The organism is Notoacmeibacter ruber, assembly GCF_003668555.1.
GTDB classification, from domain to species: Bacteria; Pseudomonadota; Alphaproteobacteria; order Rhizobiales; family Rhizobiaceae; genus Notoacmeibacter; species Notoacmeibacter ruber.
On record NZ_RCWN01000001.1, the window covers coordinates 2,914,826 to 2,937,250 of the forward strand.

Below are 22,425 nucleotides of genomic sequence, written 5' to 3' on the forward strand. Positions count from 1 at the left end.
ATGAAGGGAAATTGTGCGATCATCGGCGCGCCAATCCAGTCCGGAGCCTCCCGGCCCGGATGCGTCATGGGACCGGCAAGCTTGCGGACCGCTGGCCTCGAAGCGGCCATCTCAGGCCTCGGCTGGCAGGTCACCGATCTCGGCGATCTCGCCATCACCGATCCGCAACCCGTCGATCATCCCAATGATGCGGTCAAGCACCTGTCCGAGACGTCCGCCTGGATCAAGGTCGTCGAGCAGGCCGCCTACGACGTGACCGGAAACTATGATTTTCCGATCTTCATGGGCGGCGATCACAGCATGTCCGCCGGTTCCGTCGCCGGAATTGCGCGCCGTGCCGCCGAAGGCGACCGGCCGCTTTTCGTTCTTTGGCTCGATGCCCATCCCGATCTGCATACCCTCGAGACGACGCAGAGCGGCAATCTGCATGGCACGTCGGTCGCCTATTTCACGGACCGAAAGGGTTGCGAAGCCTTTCCACCTCCTGCCGCTCCCGTGCCACCGGAAAATGTCTGCTTCATCGGGCTGCGTTCCGTTGATGACGCGGAACGCGAACGCCTCGCCTCGGACGGCTTCGAGGTGCACGATATGCGAATGATCGACGAAAGCGGTGTCTTGCGGCCGCTGCGCGGTTTTCTGGAGCGCGTCAGCGCCGCGAACGGGCTTCTGCATGTCAGCCTCGACGTGGATTTTCTCGACCCGTCCATCGCCCCCGCTGTCGGCACGACGGTGCCCGGTGGCGCGACATTCCGCGAGGCCCATCTCATCATGGAAACCCTCTGCGACAGCGGCCTCGTCCGTTCCCTCGATCTGGTCGAACTGAACCCCTTTCTCGATGAACGCGGACGAACCGCCGAACTGATGACCGATCTTGCGGCGAGCATTTTCGGACGACGGATTTTCGACCGGCCCACGAGGAGCCACCCATGACCGTGCTCGAACCATCGGCGCTGGCCCATGTGCCCTTTGTGAGCGTCGCCAACATGATGCGGCTGGTCAATGATGTCGGCGTCGAGGCGGTGATCACGGAATTGGCGGATTATATCGAGGCCGATTTCCGGCGCTGGCCGGAATTCGACAAGATCGCCCGAGTCGCCAGCCATTCGCACGATGGTGTGATCGAGCTGATGCCGGTCGCCGATGCCGAATATTACGGCTTCAAATATGTGAACGGTCATCCCAAGAATACGCGCGAAGGCTTTCAGACCGTAACGGCGTTCGGCGTATTCGCCTCCGTCGGCAATGGATATCCGCTTCTGTTTACCGAAATGACCTTGCTGACCGCATTGCGGACGGCCGCCACTTCGGCCCTTGTCGGTCGCTACCTCGCGCCACCAAACGCCAAGACAATGGCCATGATCGGCAATGGCGCACAGTGCGAATTTCAGGCGCTCGCCTTTCGCGCCCTATGCGGCATCGAGAATGTGCGGCTCTACGATATCGACCCGGACGCCACCGAAAAGGCAACGGCCAATCTGAAAACCGCCGGCTTGAATGTGACCGCCTGTCAGACTGCGGAAGCAGCGGTCGAGGGCGCGCAGATCATCACGACCTGCACGGCCGACAAGCAATATGCCACGATCCTCAACGACAACATGGTCGGCGCGGGTATTCACATCAATGCGATCGGCGGCGACTGCCCCGGCAAGACCGAGCTCCACAAGGATATTCTGACGCGATCCGAAATCTTCGTGGAATATCCGCCGCAGACGCGCATCGAAGGTGAGATACAGCAGCTTGAGGAAGACCATCCGGTCACCGAACTATGGCAGGTGATGACCGGCGATACGGCTGGCCGGACCGACGAAACCCAGATCACGCTGTTCGACAGTGTCGGCTTTGCTATCGAGGATTTCAGCGCGTTGCGCTACCTGCTCGACAAGACAAAAGGCACCGACTACGCCGAGATGCTGGACCTTCTGGCCGATCCGGACGATCCTCGTGATCTCTACGGCATGTTGCAGCGAGCCGGAGCGGGAGCGCCGGCCTGACGGGTCAGGGGAACCAGCTGGCGTGCCGATATCGACATGGATGCAGGTGGCATAGCTGTTCCGCGCCGTTGTCTCATCACTGGGATCGACGATGTGGTTCTTCTCGGCGCGCTTAATGCCGTACTTTCAGAAACTGAAGCAATCCGAGAACTCCGACCCCGACGGCGACGAGCAGTGTCAGCACGATACCCGGCGCCGTCGTCACAAATGTTCCGGTGACCACCAAGGTGAGCGAGATAAGCACCCACGCTGCATCACCGGCTGAAAAATACAGCACTTGGATTCGTCCCGGATCGTCGTGGCGACTGACGTAACCCAAGTGAAGGCCGTTCAGGATCAGAACGATACCGACACCAAGGACAAGATTAGGCGGAGTCGCGCCCAAAAATGCCGCGATCATCCTTGGTCGAAAGACGAAAAGCGCACCGAAAAACAGGCATGAAGCGGCGTTGAGTCGTAAAACGGACTTGAGGCTTGGCACCCATCACCTAATCTCTTGTCAACAAAATTTACATCTCACGCCGAGGCTAACTTGTCAACAAAGATGACAACATTGCCGGTTCCGATGACGCCTGAAAAACCTCTCGGCTTGTGTCTGATGGACGCGCAGCAGTGGATCGGAAAATATATTCTCGAATGGATGCACCGAAACGGGCACGATCTGAACGCGGCCGATATCGCGTTTCTCGCCAATCTCGATTGTGGCGAAACCCATGCCTCGGAATTGGCCCGTCGGATGGGGATTACACGACAAGCGGTCTATCGCACCACCAAGGGCCTGAGTGAGCGGGGGCTTCTCGATCTCGTCGACGACCCAGAGCGGCGCAACCAAAAGATCGTCGCCATGACCGACTATGGTTTGGAAGTCGTCGGCGTCGCGCGGGCGGGACTCGAGGCAGCCGAACGTGACCTTGAAGATCGCATTGGAAACCACAACGTAGTTGCCTTGAAGGCCGCATTGTCACAGGATTGGGGTCCGCCCGCCAGTCGGACCTGATGGCGTCAGTTTGTCGTCGCCTCATTGCGTGTCTGCAGATGCCGCTCCCAGCGGAGTGCATCTTCGACGATACCGGTGAGATCGTCATGCTGCGGTTGCCAGTTGAGTTCTCGCCGCGCCTTTGACGCATCGGCCACGATGCTGGCGGCATCGCCGGGGCGGCGCGGGCCCATGGTTTTCCGGATCGGACCGGCCACGTCATCGACCGTCTGGAGCACCTCCTTGACCGAAAAGCCGTGTCCATAGCCGAGATTGGCGGTGAGGCTGTCGCCGCCGTCCCGCAACCGGTCGAGCGCCAGAAGATGGGCCGCCACCAGATCGGTGACATGGATATAGTCGCGCACGCAGGTGCCGTCGGCAGTCTGGTAATCCTCGCCGAAGATCTCGATGCCCTCACGTTTGCCGACTGCGGCCTCGACAGCAACCTTGATCAGATGGGTCGCGCCCTTGGTCGATTGCCCGGTTCGCCCCGCCGGATCGGCTCCCGCCACATTGAAATAGCGCAGCACGCCATAGGTCAGATCATGCGCCCGGGCCGCATCGGCCAGCATGATTTCCGTCATCAGCTTGCTGGAGCCATACGGCGATTCCGGCCGAAGCGGCGTGTCTTCGGCAACCGGCTCGGAGCCAACCGACCCGTAGACGGCAGCCGTCGAGGAAAAGACGAAATGGGGCACGCCCGCCCGCACGGCACATTCGATCAGCCCGCGGGATTTGACGGTATTGTTTTCATAATAGGAAAGGGGATCGGCGACCGATTCCGGCACCACGATGGAGCCGGCGAAATGCATGATGGCGTCGAAGCCGCCATCTTGGAGAAGAGAGGCGACGCGCTCGGTGTCGCCTATATCGGCCACAACAAGGTCGGCGGCGGCGGGGACCAGCCAGTCGAAGCCGGTCGACAGGCGGTCGATAATGACGACCTCGTCGCCGCGATCGACCAGAGCATGCGCTGCGTGGCTACCGATATAGCCGGCTCCACCGGTCACCAATACGCGCTTTGTCATCTCTCCGATGCTCCTCCCGGCTTTTTGTGCACGAAAGAAAAGCATAGGCCGGCGCAATCACCAACTGATTAAGCGGTGATTGCGCCGGCCCGTTCAGAGACGATTGGGGGGTTTATTCGCCGGTTTTCGCACCCTCGGAATCGAAGGTCGCGAGATACGCGATCACGTTATCGATATCCTCTTCCTTCTTCAGGCCGGCGAAAGCCATCTTGGTGCCTTTGACGACCTTGCGCGGTGCGGCGAGATACGTGGTCAGGTGTTCCTCATCCCAGACCTTGTCTTCGCCAAACTCAACCATGGCCTTGGAATATTTGAAATCTTCCAGGCTGCCCGGCTGGCGGCCGAACAGCTCGTTGAGCTCAGGTCCGACGCGGTTCTTGGCGCCTTCACCGACAGCGTGACAGGCCTTGCACTTGTTGAAGACCTTTTCGCCGGCGGCTGCATCGCCCTTGAGGTCCTGCGCCTGAGCGGCGGCGATACCGGTGCCTGCCGTCAATGCGATAGCCAGGATGAATTTCATCATGAAACGGATCTCCGATCTTTCATAGCTTACACACGCAATCCTCATGGTATCGCGTTTTGATCGATACTCGTCCTTTACGGTCGATAGTGCCTTGATCGATATCAAAGAATAGGAACGTCCCGCGTTTCGAAAACCCATTCCGTCGTGGTCTGGGCGTTCTTTTCCGGACGAAAAATGGCCTCCGGAAAGTCCGGCCTGTTGGGTGCGTCCGGCCAGATCTGCGTTTCCAGACAGAGGCCCGAGCGAGGGCCATACATGATTCCGCCCAGGCCGGTCGCACCCTCCGGAGGAATGGCGTCGCCAGTATAGAATTGCAGACCCGGCCGATCTGTTCTGAGCCTCATCGCGACGCCGGATGCACGGCAACTCAGACGAGCGGCGTCTGCGAGGCCTCTGTTTTCGGTCTCGTGGAGGCAGAAATTGTGATCGCAGACCGTATCGCCGATCGGACGCGGCTGGCGGAAATCAAAAGGGCTGCCCTCAGTGGTGGCCGGCTCGCCCGCCGGGATGCCATTTGCATCGACCGGCAGATAGCTTCCGGCAAGGATCTGCACGGTATGGTTGTCGATCGACGTCGCGCCGCCATCAGCGAGGTTGAAATAGGGATGTGCGGTGGGGCTCCATATGGTCGGCGCATCGGTACGGCCACTCAATGTCAGGCGCAGCGATCGTCCCTCGACCGACCAGTTCGCCACCGTTTCGCATGTGCCGGGAAAACCCATATGGCCGTCTGGCAGGGCGCAAGAGAGACGGCAACTGGACGGTGCGACATCCTCGATCGTCCAATCGCGCTGAGATAGACCGTCTCTTCCGCCATGAAGACAGTTCGGACCATCATTGGCGTCGAGGTTGTATCGCACCCCGTCGAGCTGAAAACGCGCATCGGCGATGCGGTTGGCAAACCGTCCGACCACGGCGCCGGCAAACGGTGGGGAAAGCGGCCCCTGCTTTTCGCGCGACGACAGGACGAGCGGATACGGGTGTCCGACCAACCGCAAATCGTAGAGCGCCGCGCCGCGGCACACGATCATTGCGGTCAGCGCCTCGGATCGGAGGATAATCGTGTCCGGTTTCGCCAATTTGTTGCGATCAGTCCCTGTGAGCGGGGCTGATTGGCTCTGATCCCACCGGCGATGGCGGCGCGGCGGGTTTCTGGACTTCGGTTTCCGACAGGCGGATCAGAGGCACCGCCTCGCGCACGAGGTCGCGCGCCGGCAATCCGGATTCGTTCTTCATCGCGTCGACAAATTGACGGCGCATGCGTGGATCCCAGAAATCATTGATGTGCGCGGCAAGGCCCTCCAGCGCTTCGTCGCTGGTCGGCTTGCTCTCCATGAAAAGGCTGATCTGATTGGCCATGCGGATAAGTTTATCGGACTGCATGGCTGGGCCCTTCATTATCGGCTTGTGATGGATCGATCCGATGCGGATGCGTGAAAATCTCGAACTGGTCGCCCCGGGCGAGGGCGACCACCGTCAGACCGTTGCGCTTTGCAAGGTCCAGCGCGGAGGCCGTTGGCGACGAAGTGGCGATGAGAATCGGCGTCCCGCATCGCAGCACCTTCTGCACCATATCGATGGAAACGCGTGAGGTGATGACGATGGCCCCTCCGGTACGATCCGTACCGCTCAAGACCATCGCGCCGATCAGCTTGTCGAGGGCGTTATGGCGTCCAACATCTTCCCGCGCCAGGATGATCCCCTGCCTCGGATCGAAGAACGCCGCGCCATGGACTGCGCGTGTGGCGTCGTGAAGCGGCTGGAATGTCGGCAGTTGCGCCATGGCGCGCGACACATCGCCAGGCGTTAGCCGGCAGGCCGCATTCCGGGGAATGAGGGGCGGCACATGCATCGCCGCTTCCAGGCTTTCAATGCCGCACAGGCCGCAGCCGACGGGACCAGCCATGGAGCGTCGCCGGATGGCAAGTCGCGACGCCGCCTCTTCGGTTACCCGAATCTGCAGATCGATCCCGAGTTCCGTCTCCACCGGTTCGATCGATTCGATCTCGTCTGGCTGGGCAATGCCTTCGGTCATCAGGAAGCCGGTGGCGAAATCCCTCAGATCGGCCGGCGTGCCCATCATGACGGCTTGCGTCGATCCGTTGCACGACAACGCAATCGCAACCTCTTCCGGCAGTTGCCGCTCTCGCTCAGCGGCCGTGTTGCCCGTATGTCGTGCGATACTCCGGATCTTGCGCCAACTGTCCATCGGAAATTATTCAGCCGCCTGAATGATGCGCCGCGCCGCGCCGGAGTGTTCGGCATAGTCCTCCTGCCATTCCGAAGGACCGTTGGACGGCGCGACCTGCACGGCCGTCACCTTATACTCCGGACAGTTCGTCGCCCAGTCCGAATTGTCGGTGGTGACGACATTGGCCTGCGTATCGGGGTGATGGAAGGTCGTATAGACGACACCCGGCGACACGCGGTCGGTGATCGTGGCGCGCAAGGTCGTTTCGCCCGACCGTGAGGCGAGGCGTACCCAGTCGCCCTCGCGAATGCCGCGATTTTCTGCATCGTGCGGATGGACCTCGAGCACGTCCTGATCGTGCCAGACCGTATTGGCCGTGCGACGGGTCTGGGCACCGACATTGTATTGCGACAGAATGCGGCCCGTCGTCAGCAAAAGCGGGAAGCGCGGCCCGGTCTTCTCTTCGGTCGCGACATAATCGGTACGGATGAAGCGCCCCTTCCCGCGCACGAAACCCTCGACATGCATCATCGGCGTGCCATGCGGATGCGCTTCGTTGCAGGGCCACTGCACCGAGCCTTGCTCTTCGAGCAGATCGTAGGTGACGCCGGTGAAGGATGGCGTGGTGGCCGCAATCTCCGCCATGATCTCGCGAGGATGGCTATAGGTCCAGTTCGCGCCCATCGCGTTGGCGAGCATCTGCGTGATTTCCCAATCGGCATAATCGGCCTTGGGCGCCATCACCTTGCGGACGCGGTTGATACGCCGCTCGGCATTGGTAAAGGTCCCGTCCTTTTCCAGGAAGGATGAGCCCGGCAGAAAGACGTGCGCATAGTTCGAGGTCTCGTTCAGGAAAAGATCGTGGACGATCACGCAGTCCATCGCCGACAGGGCGGCAACGACATGCTTCGTGTCCGGGTCCGACTGGACGATATCCTCGCCCTGGCAGTAGAGCCCGCCGAACGACCCCTCGAGCGCTGCGTCAAACATGTTCGGGATGCGAAGGCCCGGCTCGGAATCGATTTCGACGCCCCATGTCTCTTCGAAAATCGCCCGCACGTCTGCATTCTTCACATGGCGATAGCCGGGAAGTTCGTGCGGGAAGGATCCCATATCGCAGGAGCCCTGAACATTGTTCTGGCCGCGCAGGGGATTCACGCCAGCGCCCACCTTGCCGACATTGCCGGTCAGCATGGCGAGATTGGCGATGCCGATGACGGTGGTCGAACCTTGACTGTGCTCGGTGACGCCAAGACCGTAATAGATCGCGGCATTGCCGCCCGTCGCATAAAGTCGCGCTGCGGCCCGCAAGTCCTCGGCGGGCACGCCCGTCAGCGCTTCGACGGCCTCCGGTGAATGGCGGGGATCACGCACGAATTCGACATAATCGGCAAACGCGTCGCTTTCGCAACGCTCATCAATATAGGCCTGATACTGCAGCCCCTCTGTCACGATTACATGCGCCATGGCGGTGACGACGGCGACATTGGTTCCCGGTAGAAGCGGCAGATGATGGGCGGCTTTCACATGGGGCGTTTTGACCAGATCGATGCGCCGCGGATCGATGACGATCAGTTTGGCGCCCTGCCGAAGGCGCTTCTTCAGCCGGCTTGCAAAAACCGGATGGCCGTCGGTGGGATTGGCGCCGATGACGAGCACCACATCGGCTTTTTCCACGGAATCGAAGTCTTGGGTGCCGGCGGAAGTGCCATAGGTCTGGCCGAGGCCATAACCCGTTGGCGAATGGCAGACACGGGCGCAGGTGTCGGTGTTGTTATTGCCGAAAACAGCCCGTGTGAGTTTCTGAACGAGGAAGGTCTCCTCATTGGTGCACCGGCTGGAGGTGATGACGCCAATGGAGCGGCGGCCTTTCTCTTCCTGAACCGATTTCAGGCGGTCGGCGGCGAATGAGAGGGCCTCCTCCCACGAGACTTCGCGCCATGGCTCGTCGATGCTGTCACGGATCATAGGTGAGAGAATGCGATCCTTGTGTTCCGCATAGCCATAGGCGAAGCGGCCCTTCACACAGCTATGGCCGCGATTGGCCTTGCCATCCTTGTAAGGCACCATGCGGACCAGTTCGTCGCCGCGCATCTGCGCTTCGAAGGAGCAGCCGACGCCGCAATAGGCGCAGGTCGTCACGACGCTGCGTTCCGGCGTGCCGCTCTCGACGACGCTTTTCTCGACCAGCGTGGCTGTCGGGCAGGCCTGCACGCAGGCGCCGCAGGAGACGCATTCGGATGAAAGAAAATCGTCAAACGAAGCGCCGGCGGAAACGCGGCTGTCCCAGCCCCGCCCGGCGATGGTCAGCGCGAAAGTGCCCTGCACCTCTTCGCAGGCCCGAACGCAGCGCGAGCAGACGATGCATTTGCTGGGATCGTAATCGAAATAGGGGTTGGACTGATCTTTGGGTAGATAGAAGGGGTTATGCTCACCCGCGTTGTTGCGGACTGCGAAGTGACTATCCTTCTCTGCGATCGTGTCGTAGCGGACATCTCGGAGGCCGACCGCGCCGGCCATATCCTGCAATTCGCAGTCGCCATTGGCGGCGCAGGTCAGGCAGTCGAGCGGATGATCGGAGATATAGAGCTCCATCACGCCCTTGCGCAGTTTCTTCAATCGGTCGGTCTGGGTCTTGACCACCATGCCTTCGGCCACCGGCGTGGTGCAGGATGCCGGGGTGCCGGGTCGGCCCTCGACTTCGACCAGACAGAGACGGCAGGAGCCGAAAGCGTCGAGCATATCGGTGGCGCAGAGCTTCGGAACCTTGATATCCGCTTCGGACGCTGCGCGCATGATGGACGTGCCGGCGGGAACCGAAACAGGCATTCCGTCCACGGTGAGCGTCACCATGGTCTCGGCCTCGACGGCCTTTGTGCCGCGATCTTCGGTGAGCGAAAGAGGAATGGTCATTCCGCGGCCTCCCTTGCAGGTGTCGGCAGAAAATCTTCCGGGAAATGATTGAGCGCGCTCATGACCGGGTAGGGCGTGAAGCCGCCGAGTGCGCAGAGAGAGCCTGCCCGCATCGTTTCGCAGAGATCTTCCAGCAGGCTCATTGCGCCGGCATCGCCGTCACGGATGCGGTCGATCGTTTCGACGCCGCGAACCGCGCCGATCCGGCAGGGTGTGCATTTGCCGCAGCTTTCAATGGCGCAGAACTCCATGGCGAAGCGCGCCATATGACTCATATCGACGCTATCATCGAACACCACGAGACCGGCATGACCGATCAGCCCCGATTTCGAGGAGAAATCCTCGTAACCAAAGGGCGTATCGAACAGATCCGGCGGGAAATAGGCTCCGAGCGGCCCGCCCACCTGAACGGCGCGCACCGGTCTGCCCGAGGCTGTGCCGCCGCCAATATCGTTGACGATCTCGCCGAGCGACATGCCGAAGGCGGCTTCGAAAAGTCCGCCATAACGGACATTGCCGGCAATCTGGAGCGGGATGGTACCACGCGAACGACCGATACCATGGGCGTGATACGCCTCTCCGCCTTCCGCCAGAATGAACGGGACGGCGGCCAGGCTGATGGCGTTGTTAACCACTGTCGGGCGACCCATGAAGCCTTCGATCGCCGGAAGCGGAGGCTTGGCGCGTACGACACCGCGCTTACCTTCCAGACTGTTGAGGAGTGAGGTTTCCTCCCCGCAGACATAAGCCCCTGCGCCGACGCGAAGCTCCAGATGGAAAGACTTGCCGGAGCCGAGAATATTCTGGCCGAGGACACTGTTTCGCTCCGCGATCGCGATGGCTTCACCCGTCACACGAATGGCATCCGGATATTCGCTGCGCAGATAGATGTAGCCCTTGGTCGCTCCGACGGCGAGGCCGGCAATTGCCATGCCTTCGATGAGGCAGAAAGGATCGCCTTCCATCAGGATCCGGTCGGCGAAAGTGCCGCTATCGCCTTCATCGGCATTGCAGACGATGTATTTCTGCTGGCCGTCGGTATCCAGGACGGTCTGCCATTTGATGCCGGTTGGAAAACCGGCGCCGCCGCGACCGCGAAGGCCAGACGCCTTGACCTCATCGACAATCGCCTGCGGTTCTCTGCCGAGCGCTTCGCGCAGGCCCGCAAGACCGCCATGATCTTCATATTCGGAAAGGTCGAGGGGATCGATCACGCCGCAGCGACAATAGGTGAGCCGTGTCTGGCGCTTCATCCAGTCCAGTTCGTCCACAGGGCCGAGGGCCTTGGGATGGTTGTCCGGATCGTCGAAAAGTCCGGGTATATCCGAAGCCTCCATCTCGCCGAAGCCATATCGAATACCGTCTCGTTCGATTTCGACGAGCGGCTCCAGAAACATCATGCCCCGGCTGCCATTTCGCGTAAGGCGAAGATTGAGACCACGCTCCGCTGATTCACGTGAAACGGCTTCCGCCACCTCATCCGAGCCAAGCGACCGGGCCGCCATGTCGGCCGGCACGAAGATCCGGGTGACACTGTCCATACCGGCCATCAGTCGAGCTCCTTGACCAGTGCGGCGAGTTTCTCGCCGGAGAGCTTCGCTACGGGGCGGTCGTCGATCAACGCGCTCGGACCGGAAGTGCAAAGCCCGAGGCAATAGACCGGCTCCAGCGTGACCGAGCCGTCTGGGGTGGTCTCGTTCCAGTTCAAACGAAGCAATTCGCGCGCCTTGTCCTCAATCGACTGGCCGCCACGGGCCTGACAGGCCTCCGACCGGCAGATCTTGACGATGTGACGGCCGCGGGGTTCGGTGTGAAAGTCGTGATAGAAACTGATGACACCGTGCACTTCGGCCCGGCTTATATTGAGAGCGGCCGCAATCGGCCGTACCGCCTCTTCCGGAACATGGCCGAATTCGTCCTGTATTGCATGAAGGATCGGCAGAAGCGGCCCTTCCATCTCTGCGTGGTCATCGACGATGCCCTGCACACGCTCCGCGATGGCGTGGCCCGAGTGCTCTGACATTGATCCTCCCATCCGTTTCTCCGCCGACGAGTGTCCACGAATTCACGAGATTGTCACACGATAGGATTGGTTGCATGGCATTTCAATCTCAAACCATCGTCGGTCAATAGAGAGAATTAATCACGAGCGCGCAATTCGCCCGCGGCGTCTCTCAGGGCGTTGAGAGAAGCAGGCAGGCGGTGGCGATTCGGTAGAAGAAGTCCGATCTGCGGGTCGTCAGTCGCACTCTTTCCATCGGTGATCGACAGGCGTTTGACCGGCGCTTGTACGGCAACCGAATGCGCCAGCCTTTCCGGCAGCACGAAGGCATGATCGCCCAAAGCGACGAGGGTGGTCAGCGCGAGGATCGAGTTGCTGTCGACGGAGGGCGCCGGCGCCACACCTGCCTGACGAAGATGTTCTTCGACAATGGCGCGGTTTGTCATGCCCGGCGTGAGAAGACATGGTGACGCGTCGCCGACCTCGCTCCAGTCGACGCTCTCACGCGCGGCAAGCTCATGGTCCTGATGGACGAGCAGGCATGAATGCTCGGTGAGAATGGGCGTCACCGAGATCGAGCGTTCCTCCATGCCCATCGTATAGGAAAGGCCCGCTTCCAGCTCCAACCGTTCCAGTCCGTCAGCGATTTCCCCGGCCGTCCGAGAGAGAATGCGAAAGCGCAGAGCCGGGTGCTTGCGGCGGGTTGCCGCAACCAGCTCTGCCGAGAGCGGCAACGCCGTGGGCACGACCCCCAATCGGATGAGCCCGCTCACCTCGCCCTTCACGCCACGCACATCATCGCGAAGCGCGCGCGTTTCGGCGACGATGCGCAGAGCCCGTTCATAGACGCGCTCGCCTTCTGCCGTCAGGCCCTGATAACGCGAACCGCGGCGAACCAGCGGGGCGCCGAGCTGGTCTTCCAGGGCCCGGATGCCGAAAGAGAGGCTGGGCTGCGTGATGCCAAGAGCTTCGGCGGCCCGCCCGAAATGCTTCTCCCGTACCAGCGCAATGAGCATTTCGAGGCGATCTTGCATGCGGGCTTCCATACCTTCGGTTGTATCAGCCTTAACGCCGATTGCTTCGGGACGAAAGAAAATAGCGGCCCGCCGGAGTGTCGGCGAGCCGCTATCGTTTTTGGGTGTCCTGAGGCCTCAGGTAAACAGAGCCGCCGCCTTGATGAGCGTCATCACCACGCCCCATGCAAGCGGAATTCCGACGAAAGCCCAGACCAGTGCGAGCTTGCCAGAACTGGTGCCCGATGGATCATTGATCGAATTATTCGTCATGGTGGTTTCTCCTAAGCGGTGCCGGGTGCGGCGTCGGATGGCAGGTGATGCCTTTCGTGAACCGGGTTCATGAGCATGTTGAGCACCAATCCGACGGCCAGAAGCCCCGCCATGATGTACATGGTGATCGTATAAGCATCGGCTTTCGGAACACCCGAAGCGATCTGGAACTCGCGGATATAGTTGACGAGAACCGGACCGAGCACACCGGCCACGGACCATGCGGTCAGAAGCCTGCCGTGAATGGCCCCGACATATTGCGTTCCGAAGACGTCACGCAGGTATGCGGGGATCGTGGCAAAGCCACCGCCATACATGGACAGGATAACCGCATAGAACGCCACGAACAGGAACACCGATCCGATCGCTCCCGTCCAGGGCACCGCAGCATAGAGAACGATACCGAGCGCAAAGAAGATGAAATAGGTATTCTTGCGTCCGATATAGTCCGAGGTCGACGCCCAGAAGAAACGACCGAGCATGTTGAAAAGGCTGAGAAGCCCGACGAAACCCGCGGCAGCACCGGCCGTGATCGCTCCCGGGAACATCTCCTGGCTCATCAGCGATGCCTGGCCCAGAACACCAATGCCGGCGGTCACGTTCAGGCAGAGCACGCCCCAAAGAAGCCAGAACTGTCTGGTCTTCAAAGCCTGATCGACATGCACATTGGCGTGGGTGACAAGACCGACCGATTTCGTATGCGGGACATATCCGGCAGGCGCCCATCCTTTCGGCGGTATGCGTACGATTGTCGCGCCGACCATCATATAGATGAAGTAGATGATGCCGAGCACCAGGAACGCGCCGGCCACGCCGACCTGGTTCATCAGCCAGACCGAGAGAGGCGAGGCGATGAATGCGCCACCCCCAAAGCCCATGATCGCCATGCCGGTCGCCATGCCCGGGCGGTCCGGGAACCAGGTCATCAAGGTCTTCACCGGCGAAATGTAGCCCAGACCCAGACCGCAGCCGCCAAGGACGCCATAGCCGAGATAGACCAGCCAGAGCTGATGCCACATGATGCCGAGCGCCGAGACGATAAATCCGCCGCCGAAGAGTAGTGCGGCGGTGGCCATCGTCTTGCGGGGTCCGACGCGCTCCACCCAGGCGCCGCCGAATGCCGCCGCCAAGCCAAGGAACACGATTGCGATGGAAAAAATCCAGCCGAGAGCCGGAATGGACCAGTTTGCTGCATCCCCCTCGCCGAGCAGCAGACTCATCGGTTTGTTGAAAACGGAAAACGCGTAAACCTGTCCGATGCAAAGGTGAACGCAGAGTGCGGCTGGCGGAACCATCCAGCGGTTGAAGCCGGATTTGGCAACTGTTCGCTCACGCGACAGCCACCCGCCATCGCCAGCGTGTGTCGATATCGACATATCTATCCTCCCATAGATTTATTCTATCAAATACCCTCCTCGTAATTGATAGAATTGAAGTAGGAGCACATTTTCAGGGGAATGCAAAGGACATTTATCTTATCCAACGGCGTCCAGGCGACGACGGACCAGGCCCGCTCCCATGGTAGATACGGACTTCATGCGCGGAAAAGAAAATGGTGACGGCTAGCGCGGAAACGGCTCGTCGTCAGGGCGCTCGATGCGCCACCGCCGCTCTTCCTCCGCTCTGCGCCTGTCGCGATAGGGCGGCACGTTCTCTTCGACGAAATCCTCGTCGGCAAAGCGTGAAACGCCTTCCTCCGGCCTGGAATAGGGATCGTATCGCCTGTCCCGTTCGATACGGTCAGGTACGGCATAGCGCGGACCGAAAATCTTGCCGGAGGGGGCCAGTCCGGTCGGGTTCTCAACGGTGAATTGCGCGTGAGCGGCGCTTCCAAGGCAGCTCGCGCCGATGATGGCCACGCAGATCAATCTAAGTTTTATCATGAGCGGGCTCCTAAGTGGCAGTCATGAGAATGAACGGCGGAGGTCGCAAAGTGATCCGATCACGCGGTCGACAACATCAATGATAAAAAAAGGCCGACACTTCCATCGAAGCGCCGGCCTCAGTTGAACTGATCGGTTTGGGAGGAGCGCCGATCAGCCGCTTTCTCGCAAAAGGCGCCAGTGTTGCTCTGTCGCCAAGAATCAAACTCACTGAAATGAATCTATCAGTTGCGAACGCGGACGCACGTCTTTCTCAACTCGTTTTGATTGGCTCCGATGAAGAAAGAAATATAGGTGTGGTCTTTATGCAGCATCCGGCCGCAAGACCTCAGCTAGTTCTGAGCCAGTGCGAGAACGTCTTTGATTTTGGAGGGCCTAGCCAGACCTCGGCATCCGTAAAGCAAAACAGATATTTACAGACGACAAGGAGTGAGTATGTCGTCAGGTTTCATTTCCGCCCAACCTGCCGGCCCCTCCCGGGCTTGCCAAGACGGCCGTGAGCCGCCATTGGGTGGACCAATTCAGCAGATTTTTTTTCGTAACCTTGATCCTGCGCAAAGCCGTTTCCATTCATCCCCCGAAAATGGTGGCATACACACAGACCGTAAAAGGGGACCCACGACCGATTTCCATTGAACGGATAGACGGACCAAAAGACCGATGACGATCGCCATGACAGAACTCGAAGCTGCGCCGGTGGAACTGCCCAAGGGCGCCCTCGGCCTCACTGTGACCGAGGTCACGCATTACACCGACCGCCTGTTTCATTTCCGCACGACCCGCCCGGCAAGCTTTCGCTTCCGTTCCGGCGAATTCGTGATGATCGGATTGATGGTCGATGGAAAGCCGCTCTATCGGGCTTATTCGATCGCGTCTCCGAATTGGTCCGACGATCTGGAATTCTTCTCCATCAAGGTTCCGGACGGGCCGTTGACGCAGCATCTTCAAAAGATCCAGCCCGGCGACACGGTTCTGATGCGTGCCAAGGCGACGGGGACTCTGGTGCATGATGCGCTCATTCCCGGGAAGCGTCTCTGGATGTTCTCCACGGGCACCGGCATCGCTCCTTTCGCCTCGCTTATCCGTGATCCGGAAAGCTATGCCAAGTTCGACGAGTTGATCCTGACGCAGACCTGCCGCGAGGTGGCCGAATTGAAATTTGGTCTGGATCTGGTCGAGCAGATCAAGAATGACGAGATGCTGAACGAGCTCTGCGATACGTCGAAGCTGCGTTTCTATGCGACCACGACGCGCGAATCCTACGGCAAGATGGGACGTGTCACCAATTTGATCCGGTCGGGCGAGCTGTTCGCTGACCTCGGCCTTGAGCCATTCGACAAGAGTGCCGACAGAGCCATGATCTGCGGTTCGATGGAGATGCTGCAGGAGACCAAGGAACTTCTGGAAGAGGCTGGCCTGACCGAGGGCGCCAATTCCCAGCCGGGTGAATTTGTCATCGAGCGCGCCTTCGTCGGCTGACGGCTGAAAGTGAGATGGGCGGCACTTTAAGCGCCGCCATCCTTACGCCCATCAAAAAAGCCGCCCGAGCCGGGCGGCTTTTCCATTTCGGCGGGATGCAGCCTCAAACCTTGGCGGTCTCCTCCGCCTCGATCTGGGCATAGAGATTGATGGTCTCTATGGCTGCTTCAGCCACTTCCTCGCCCTTGGTCACGAAGTGCTTCTCGAAAAATTCGATCATTGGCGGCACTTCCTGAAAGTTATGCGGCGTCAGACAGGTGGAGAAGACCGGCACGCCGGTTTCCATCTGCGCATCCATCAATCCGTCAATCACGGTCGCGGAAACGAAATCATGCCGATAGATGCCGCCATTCACGATAAAGGCCGTGCCGATAATGCCGGCATAGCGACCCGTGTGGGCGAGCTTCTTGGCCGTCAGCGGAATTTCGAGCGCACCGGGCACGTCGTAAATATCGACCTGAAAGCCGGCAGCTTCGAGGTCGGCTTTGGCGGCGTCGACACATCGGTCGACGATATTGGCATGCCAGCGCGCACGAATGATCGCGATCTGCCGGCTGGCCGAGGTGGGGTTGGTCATCTGATTCATCTGCTTTTCCCTTGTATTCAAGCACAGTGAACCAGGGCGCATGTCGGGAACCGGATAATCCAGGGCCGTGCCGGTCAATCGCACCGGTTGCCCTAGCCGTCCTGCTCCGTCCTCTTCCATCCGGACTTTAACCGTCGGCTCCGGAATCGCACCGGATCTGCTGACCCTTTGCAAGGATTGCAAAGGCGCTCGCGGGCTGCCGACACGTTGCCACTGGCTTCGAATCGATCACCGCCGGTGGGGAATTTCACCCCGCCCTGAGAACGAAACTTAAATCGGGGTTTGGCAGGCCGGAGTCAAGCTCCGGCCTTCCGTTCATCCGTCAAGCGCAAATGAGGGATTGGCGTGTTTCCTTGCCGGGCGCGGCGTAGCGGCGGCGCCAGCGAGTTTTTCGGCCCGTTCGCCAACCAGTCCGGCAACCAATTCGGCCGTCGCCGCGGACAATGTCCAGCCGAGATGGCCATGACCGGTATTATAGAAGACGCCCGGCTGGCGACCCGGCATGACGCGGGGCATCATATCGGGCATCATCGGACGCAATCCGGTCCATGGCTGGAAGTCTCGTGTGGAAAGGCCGGGATGATAGCGCCGGACCCAGTCGACCAGCGGACGAATTCGGGCATCGCGAATATCGCGGTTCTCGCCATTATATTCCGCCGTTCCCGCCACGCGGTAACGGTCCGGGCCAAGGCGGGAGGTCACGATCTTGGAATCATCGTCCAGAATGCTGACCCACGGCGTGGCGGCGCGATCCTCATCGGTGTTCAGATGCACCGTGATCGAATAGCCTTTCACCGGGTAGACATTGACCCGGTCGCCCGCCATCGCGGCCAGCTTACGGGAGGCAACGCCGGCACAAATGACGATATTGTCGAAACGCGTGGTTTCGGCAGGGGCGCCCTTTTCCGCCTTGCGGTAGGTGACTTTCACGCCGTCCGCCCCGGGCCGCAGATCGGCAATTTCGGTCTCCATGCGCATGGTCACGCCGTTTTTGGCGCAAGCCTTGGCGAGGCCATTGGTGAACTTGTGTACATCGCCCGTAAAATCGGATTCGGTGAAATAGCCGCCAATGAACTGGCCCTTGAGGGCAGGCTCGATCCGTCGAATATCGTCCGGCCCGACAAGGTCACGATGCAGTCCGCCCCGGCGCAGCAACTCCGTCACTTGCGTGGCATGCTCGAGTTCGCCCTGCGTCTTGTAGACATGCAGGATACCGCGCCGGACGCAGTCGAAATCGATATTCTCCTCTTCTGCCATGCGGAAGAGGTGCTTGCGGGCTTCGATGGCAAGCCGGACGGTCGCCGTCGTATTGTCTTCGTAATCGGGAATATGGCGCAGAAACTCCGCCATCCACGAAATCTTGTGCCAGGTCGGCTTTGGATTGACCAGCAACGGCGCACCGGGCTGGAGCATCCATTTGATGCCTTTTCCGACCGTCGAAAGCTGGTTCCAGACTTCCGCATTCGATGCGGAGAGCTGGCCGCCATTGGCATAGCTGGTCTCCATGGCGGCATAGGGGTGACGCTCGAAAAGCGTCACATCATGCCCATGGCGGGCGAGGGCATAAGCGGTTGTAACACCCGTTATTCCGCCGCCGATAACGGCAACGGTTGGGGAGGGGGATCGTCTGATCGACACGCGAAACTCCTTACCGGATCTAGCCGGCCGCGTGCCCCCTTCCGTATCAAGCCTGAGAGTTTCGCATGAAGCCGGCCCTATGCCGGTTTCCGCTTGCTCCTTCGGCGGGCCGGATACTCATTTCCGACCACTCTTCGGAGTGCTGCCTGTTGCCACACGGTCCCGTTGCCTGAGAGTTTCCGGGGGCGGTTGCTCCTTCGGCGCCGGTCTTCTCACCGCAATGATTGACCGATCTCTCCCGCATGGCAGGTTTGGTGCTACTGGAACGAGAGATGCAATGCGAGCGTCTCTGCCAAAAGCCCACTAATTGTGACGTGTTTTGACGATGCTGGCAAGGTGATGCCGGCGCCTCTCCCGCAATGCGATCTTCAACTATGGTCTATTGTCCGTTCGGGCCACGATCCGAACCCGCAAAAGCCTGCACCGGCGGTATCCGCGCCACCATGCCTTTCTTGAGACTGGAGGGGCGGCCGCGCCAGGGAAGAGGGCCTTCCGCGACGCTGCCCATCAGCCGAGCCCCGGTCATGAGGTCGGCTGCACTTTCGACCGTCAGATCACCGAACACATACTGCCAGTCGCCGGGAGACAGGATCGCGGCGGAGCAGCCGCGGCTGCAATTGCCGAGGCATTCGACGGTTTCCATGGCAATGCGGTGCTCGGCGGGCTCCCGCTCGGACATTGCTATCGCGCTATCGGCGAGCAGCGCGCCAGGACGCACCTCGCCCTCCGTCCAGGACGGTCCCTTGCACGTGCGGCAGACGAGGACAACGACATCACGCTTGCCTGTCTCGATCGAATTGGCGGGGTCGGATTCGCTCATGGCGGTTGCATGCCCGCCGCTCGACGGCAGGTCAACCGCCATGCCAGAAGGGACCGCAAAGAAGAGGAACACCCGCATATGCCGCCAGACAACGATTTTGCCGACAGCGACGGGGAGGCGGCTGGCCCCTCGCTTATCGTTTGCCCGCGCCATACTTTGCTGGATATCGCAAGCACCCCCTCAATCCGGCGCTTCCTGATGTTGAGCAGCCAGGCTGAGGAGCCGCCAGCGGAATTGGTTCGGCGGAAAAGCGTGTTCACACGCCTGATCTTCCACGACATTGCCGAGCCGCGTGCCGGATTGCAGATGCCGCTGGCGAGCGATGTCCGCGCCATTCTCAAGGCGGGGCGTGATGCCCTGGCATCATCCGAACCCCTGGCGATCAGTTGTTTCGCCGCCGTCAGCCGGTCCACTGCCGCAGCCTATATCATAGCCTGCGATCGGGCCGGGCCCGGCCGAGAGGGCGATCTCGCCCGGCAATTGCGCCTCCGATCTGCCGAAGCGACGCCCAACCCGGCGTTGATCGGGCTTGCCGATCAGATACTTGAGAGAGGGGGCGCCATGATAGAGGCCATTGCCGCAATCGGGCGCGGCGCCGAGTGCCGCGAAGGGCGCTCATTTAGCTGGACTGTCTGACGGTTTACCTCCGCTTTGTTATATTAGCCGCGATACCCATCCCTTTGGGAACGAGACCGGGAGCCGCGGCGTTTCAGGTCCGCCCTCTCCTACAGGAAATGCCCCCTGCCTATGAGCGATCAGAACCCTGCCGAATTGCACCTGCCCAAAATCCGAAAATTGCTCTTCGGCATTTTCCTGATCCTTGTCGCCCAGGTGATCTATTTCGCCCAGGACATCGTCATGCCCCTGATGCTGGGCATCCTTGTCGCTTTCACGCTCAGCCCGCTGGTCCGGTTGGGTCGCCGCATGGGTATTCCCGAATGGATCAGCGCGCTGCTGGTGATGAGCAGTTTCGGGCTGGTCGTGGCCCTCGTCCTCTATACGTTGAGCGGGCCCTTCACGGAGCTCGTCAACTCGGCTCCGGAAATCAAGGCTGCGTTGAGCCAGAAGCTCTCCAGCGTCCAGTCGCATCTGCAATCGCTTCAGCGGGCCAGTGAGGAGGCTGCCGAAGTGACCGGCCAGAGCGGTGATGGCGGAGGCGCCGAGAAGGTGGTGGTGGACGGTCCGCCGGTCTTCACCGGCCTGGCGTCGACAGTGGCAGGAAGTCTCGGGCAGATAGCTATTGCCCTGTTCCTTGCGCTTTTCATCCTGTCGATCGGCAAGCTCTTTTACGAGGGCATCGTCAAAATGGCGCCCACACTGACCGACAAGAAGATCGCGGTGCGCATTCTCTACGATGTGGAGAAAGAGGTTTCGCGTTACCTTCTGACCATCACCGTCATCAATGTCTGCCTCGGCTGCGCAATCGGCGTGGCGCTATGGTTCTATGGCATGAGCACACCCTTTCTGTGGGGTGCGATTGCGGCACTGTTGAACTTTCTTCCCTATATCGGCGCAGTCATAGGAGCCCTCGGTATTGGCCTGACTGCAATCGCCGAATTTCCGACGCTCGCAACCGCGTTGGGCGCGCCGCTCATCTATTACGCGCTGACCGCGGTCGAAGGAAATATCATCACGCCGCTGCTGCTTGGCCGGCGGCTGGAGATGAATGTCGTGGCCGTCTTCGTCTCCGTCGTTGTCTGGGCGTGGATGTGGGGGTTCGCAGGCGCGCTGATGGCCGTGCCGATCCTCGTCATTCTCAAGGTGATGAGCGACAATATCAACTCCATGAAGAGTTTCGGCAATTTTCTTGCCGCTCCGGTTCATGACGAGGAACGGGCGGCGGCCGAAACCGAGCCGGACGATCCGCCTGCAAAAGCGACCTCGGGGGACGCCGTTTGAGGAACTAGTTCCTGTTCCTCCGCGTTGATGTCGTGAAAATGAGAAAGACCCGCAAAGCGGGGAAGGGAGTTTCAAATGGCTAACGAAAATCAAGCCGAAGGTCTTGGTCACCAGGCAAAGGGTACGGCCAAGGAGTTTGCTGGCAAGCTGACCGACAATGAGAAGATGGAAGCCGAAGGCAAGTTGGAAAAGGCCGGTGGGCAGATCCAAGAAACAGCCGGCGACGTGGAAGAAGAGTTCAAGAAAGACAACGACAGGGCCTGATCTTAGCAGCCGTCTCTGACGCTATTACAAAGCGCGCATCGTTTCGATGCGCGCTTTTTTGGTTTTCAGTCCGGCTCTTTAAAGGGCGGCTCGCTAACCCGCCGCGTCGAATGGAGGCCGTCCGCTCTTCTATCCCAGGGTCGCGCAGGCAAAATCTCGTCTGTCGCCTCGATCCTCTGAGCTGCAGGCTGATCTGAAGGTTCTGCCTGCATTTCGGTGTCGCGTTCGACACCAATGTCGTCACCGACCGGCCGTCGCATGTCGGCCATGAGTCCGAAGCTGTGCCGCAGAGAGAGCAACAGCCCAACCAGCAGAAAGAACGAAAAGCAAAGGAATGTGATCCAAGCGGACAGCGGCATTCTGGCCGGATCGTCGCTTTGCAGCCGTCCTTCCAGCCCGTCACGGACCATCGCGCTTATCGCGTCATAGAGCGGCTCAAGTAGCGGCAGGCAGAAAAGCGCGCCCACCGCGCAGACGGAAAGGCCGATGGCGACAAGCGCAGGGACAACCTTGCCGTTGCTTCGGGCGGCGCGCCGTCTGAGCCGCTTGGCAACCCGGTCGAAGAGGAGCGGCACGACACTCGCGACCAGAAGAGCCAGCGAAAAGTGCAAAAGGGTCTCGATGAACGGATAGACCCGCTGCACGACAAAACTGCCATAAGCCAGTATCGCGGCGAAAACGGTGCTGGTGTAGAGGCCGATCTGCGTTCCGAGAATCGCCCAGCCCAGCAACGGCTCCAGAATGATGGAGAGCGATCGATCGATCCTCGCGCTCGGGCTCATAACGGCTTTTCTCCTCCGGATCGCGTCCCGTCACCTTGCAGATGGTATCGCCGCGCGGTTTTCACCAGTCAAATTTGACCTCTGTCAAACAGCAGAAGGCGATTCTCTGCTTCCATGGTTCCGTCGAGGATCGACGTGAGGGTCTCGCCGCCAAATCGGCTCTG

The 22,425-nt window shown here is 60.3% G+C and carries 24 protein-coding genes and 2 riboswitches; of the genes, 7 read left to right on the plus strand and 17 right to left on the minus strand.

Annotated features, from left to right (window positions below):
* On the plus strand, positions 1 to 930 hold the full coding sequence (rocF, locus tag D8780_RS14030; protein WP_121646162.1) for an arginase: 930 nt from the start codon (positions 1 to 3) through the stop codon (positions 928 to 930).
* Positions 927 to 1,991 (plus strand): ornithine cyclodeaminase, encoded by a 1,065-nt coding sequence (locus tag D8780_RS14035; protein ID WP_121646163.1) that lies wholly within the window; start codon positions 927 to 929, stop codon positions 1,989 to 1,991. Before rocF ends, D8780_RS14035 begins: the two co-directional genes overlap by 4 nt.
* Positions 1,992 to 2,103: 112 nt before the next feature.
* On the opposite strand, the gene D8780_RS14040 is transcribed toward D8780_RS14035, so the two are convergent.
* Entirely contained in the window at positions 2,104 to 2,391 is a 288-nt protein-coding gene (locus D8780_RS14040) for a hypothetical protein (protein WP_121646164.1), read from the minus strand.
* Between the two features lie 96 nt (positions 2,392 to 2,487).
* On the opposite strand from D8780_RS14040, the gene D8780_RS14045 reads away from it, so the two are divergent.
* Positions 2,488 to 2,988, plus strand: coding sequence for a MarR family winged helix-turn-helix transcriptional regulator (locus tag D8780_RS14045; RefSeq protein WP_147440326.1), 501 nt, complete (start codon positions 2,488 to 2,490; stop codon positions 2,986 to 2,988).
* Positions 2,989 to 2,993: 5 nt separating this feature from the next.
* Here the strand turns inward: D8780_RS14045 and galE are convergent, their stop codons facing one another.
* The 12 genes from galE to D8780_RS14100 all read right to left on the minus strand — a co-directional run bounded on the left by galE (position 2,994) and on the right by D8780_RS14100 (position 14,793).
* The gene (gene galE, locus D8780_RS14050; RefSeq protein ID WP_121646166.1) at positions 2,994 to 3,995 is read right to left on the minus strand and encodes a UDP-glucose 4-epimerase GalE; all 1,002 of its coding nucleotides are present in this window, start codon (positions 3,993 to 3,995) and stop codon (positions 2,994 to 2,996) included.
* Between the two features lie 112 nt (positions 3,996 to 4,107).
* Entirely contained in the window at positions 4,108 to 4,518 is a 411-nt protein-coding gene (locus D8780_RS14055) for a c-type cytochrome (RefSeq protein ID WP_121646167.1), read from the minus strand.
* Positions 4,519 to 4,619: 101 nt separating this feature from the next.
* Positions 4,620 to 5,597, minus strand: a complete 978-nt coding sequence (locus D8780_RS14060; RefSeq protein WP_121646168.1) for an aldose epimerase family protein — start codon at positions 5,595 to 5,597, stop codon at positions 4,620 to 4,622.
* 10 nt (positions 5,598 to 5,607) lie between these two features.
* The gene (locus tag D8780_RS14065; RefSeq protein ID WP_121646169.1) at positions 5,608 to 5,901 is read right to left on the minus strand and encodes a formate dehydrogenase subunit delta; all 294 of its coding nucleotides are present in this window, start codon (positions 5,899 to 5,901) and stop codon (positions 5,608 to 5,610) included.
* Entirely contained in the window at positions 5,888 to 6,727 is an 840-nt protein-coding gene (gene fdhD / locus D8780_RS14070) for a formate dehydrogenase accessory sulfurtransferase FdhD (RefSeq protein ID WP_121646170.1), read from the minus strand. Before fdhD ends, D8780_RS14065 begins: the two co-directional genes overlap by 14 nt.
* 6 nt (positions 6,728 to 6,733) lie before the next feature.
* On the minus strand, positions 6,734 to 9,622 hold the full coding sequence (gene fdhF, locus D8780_RS14075) for a formate dehydrogenase subunit alpha (RefSeq protein WP_121646171.1): 2,889 nt from the start codon (positions 9,620 to 9,622) through the stop codon (positions 6,734 to 6,736).
* Complete coding sequence (locus D8780_RS14080) at positions 9,619 to 11,163, minus strand: formate dehydrogenase beta subunit (RefSeq protein WP_121646588.1); 1,545 nt, start codon at positions 11,161 to 11,163, stop codon at positions 9,619 to 9,621. The genes fdhF and D8780_RS14080 overlap by 4 nt, the downstream gene beginning before the upstream one ends.
* A gap of 8 nt (positions 11,164 to 11,171) precedes the next feature.
* Entirely contained in the window at positions 11,172 to 11,645 is a 474-nt protein-coding gene (locus D8780_RS14085; protein ID WP_121646172.1) for a formate dehydrogenase subunit gamma, read from the minus strand.
* Between the two features lie 116 nt (positions 11,646 to 11,761).
* Positions 11,762 to 12,658, minus strand: a complete 897-nt coding sequence (locus D8780_RS14090; protein WP_158598517.1) for a LysR family transcriptional regulator — start codon at positions 12,656 to 12,658, stop codon at positions 11,762 to 11,764.
* A 117-nt stretch (positions 12,659 to 12,775) separates the two neighbouring features.
* Positions 12,776 to 12,910: an MFS transporter small subunit gene (locus tag D8780_RS16020; protein WP_281004573.1), complete on the minus strand. Its 135-nt coding sequence runs from the start codon at positions 12,908 to 12,910 to the stop codon at positions 12,776 to 12,778.
* A gap of 11 nt (positions 12,911 to 12,921) precedes the next feature.
* On the minus strand, positions 12,922 to 14,286 hold the full coding sequence (locus D8780_RS14095) for an L-lactate MFS transporter (protein ID WP_121646174.1): 1,365 nt from the start codon (positions 14,284 to 14,286) through the stop codon (positions 12,922 to 12,924).
* Between the two features lie 186 nt (positions 14,287 to 14,472).
* Entirely contained in the window at positions 14,473 to 14,793 is a 321-nt protein-coding gene (locus D8780_RS14100) for a hypothetical protein (protein ID WP_147440328.1), read from the minus strand.
* 672 nt (positions 14,794 to 15,465) lie between these two features.
* Between D8780_RS14100 and D8780_RS14105 the strand changes: the two genes are divergently transcribed.
* Positions 15,466 to 16,272 carry a ferredoxin--NADP reductase gene (locus D8780_RS14105; RefSeq protein ID WP_121646589.1) on the plus strand — a complete coding sequence of 269 codons (807 nt, stop codon included), beginning with the start codon at positions 15,466 to 15,468 and terminating at the stop codon, positions 16,270 to 16,272.
* A 103-nt stretch (positions 16,273 to 16,375) separates the two neighbouring features.
* Here the strand turns inward: D8780_RS14105 and D8780_RS14110 are convergent, their stop codons facing one another.
* From D8780_RS14110 to D8780_RS14120, 3 genes are all read right to left on the minus strand, one after another.
* Complete coding sequence (locus D8780_RS14110; RefSeq protein ID WP_121646590.1) at positions 16,376 to 16,849, minus strand: 6,7-dimethyl-8-ribityllumazine synthase; 474 nt, start codon at positions 16,847 to 16,849, stop codon at positions 16,376 to 16,378.
* A gap of 113 nt (positions 16,850 to 16,962) precedes the next feature.
* Positions 16,963 to 17,127: riboswitch (FMN riboswitch) on the minus strand.
* 46 nt (positions 17,128 to 17,173) lie between these two features.
* Positions 17,174 to 18,496 carry a D-amino acid dehydrogenase gene (locus tag D8780_RS14115; protein WP_245412353.1) on the minus strand — a complete coding sequence of 441 codons (1,323 nt, stop codon included), beginning with the start codon at positions 18,494 to 18,496 and terminating at the stop codon, positions 17,174 to 17,176.
* A gap of 147 nt (positions 18,497 to 18,643) precedes the next feature.
* A riboswitch (glycine riboswitch) is annotated at positions 18,644 to 18,747 on the minus strand.
* Positions 18,748 to 18,875: 128 nt separating this feature from the next.
* Complete coding sequence (locus tag D8780_RS14120; protein WP_121646592.1) at positions 18,876 to 19,316, minus strand: DUF1636 domain-containing protein; 441 nt, start codon at positions 19,314 to 19,316, stop codon at positions 18,876 to 18,878.
* A gap of 78 nt (positions 19,317 to 19,394) precedes the next feature.
* Here D8780_RS14120 and D8780_RS14125 point away from each other — a divergent pair, with 78 nt between their 5' ends.
* From D8780_RS14125 to D8780_RS14135, 3 genes are all read left to right on the plus strand, one after another.
* The gene (locus tag D8780_RS14125) at positions 19,395 to 19,952 is read left to right on the plus strand and encodes a tyrosine phosphatase family protein (protein WP_121646176.1); all 558 of its coding nucleotides are present in this window, start codon (positions 19,395 to 19,397) and stop codon (positions 19,950 to 19,952) included.
* 111 nt (positions 19,953 to 20,063) lie between these two features.
* Positions 20,064 to 21,215 (plus strand): AI-2E family transporter, encoded by a 1,152-nt coding sequence (locus D8780_RS14130; protein ID WP_121646177.1) that lies wholly within the window; start codon positions 20,064 to 20,066, stop codon positions 21,213 to 21,215.
* Positions 21,216 to 21,290: 75 nt separating this feature from the next.
* Positions 21,291 to 21,479, plus strand: coding sequence for a CsbD family protein (locus D8780_RS14135; RefSeq protein ID WP_121646178.1), 189 nt, complete (start codon positions 21,291 to 21,293; stop codon positions 21,477 to 21,479).
* 65 nt (positions 21,480 to 21,544) lie between these two features.
* On the opposite strand, the gene D8780_RS14140 is transcribed toward D8780_RS14135, so the two are convergent.
* A complete protein-coding gene (locus D8780_RS14140; RefSeq protein ID WP_121646179.1) occupies positions 21,545 to 22,261 on the minus strand; it encodes a hypothetical protein in 717 nt (238 codons plus the stop codon).
* Positions 22,262 to 22,425 lie beyond the last annotated feature (164 nt).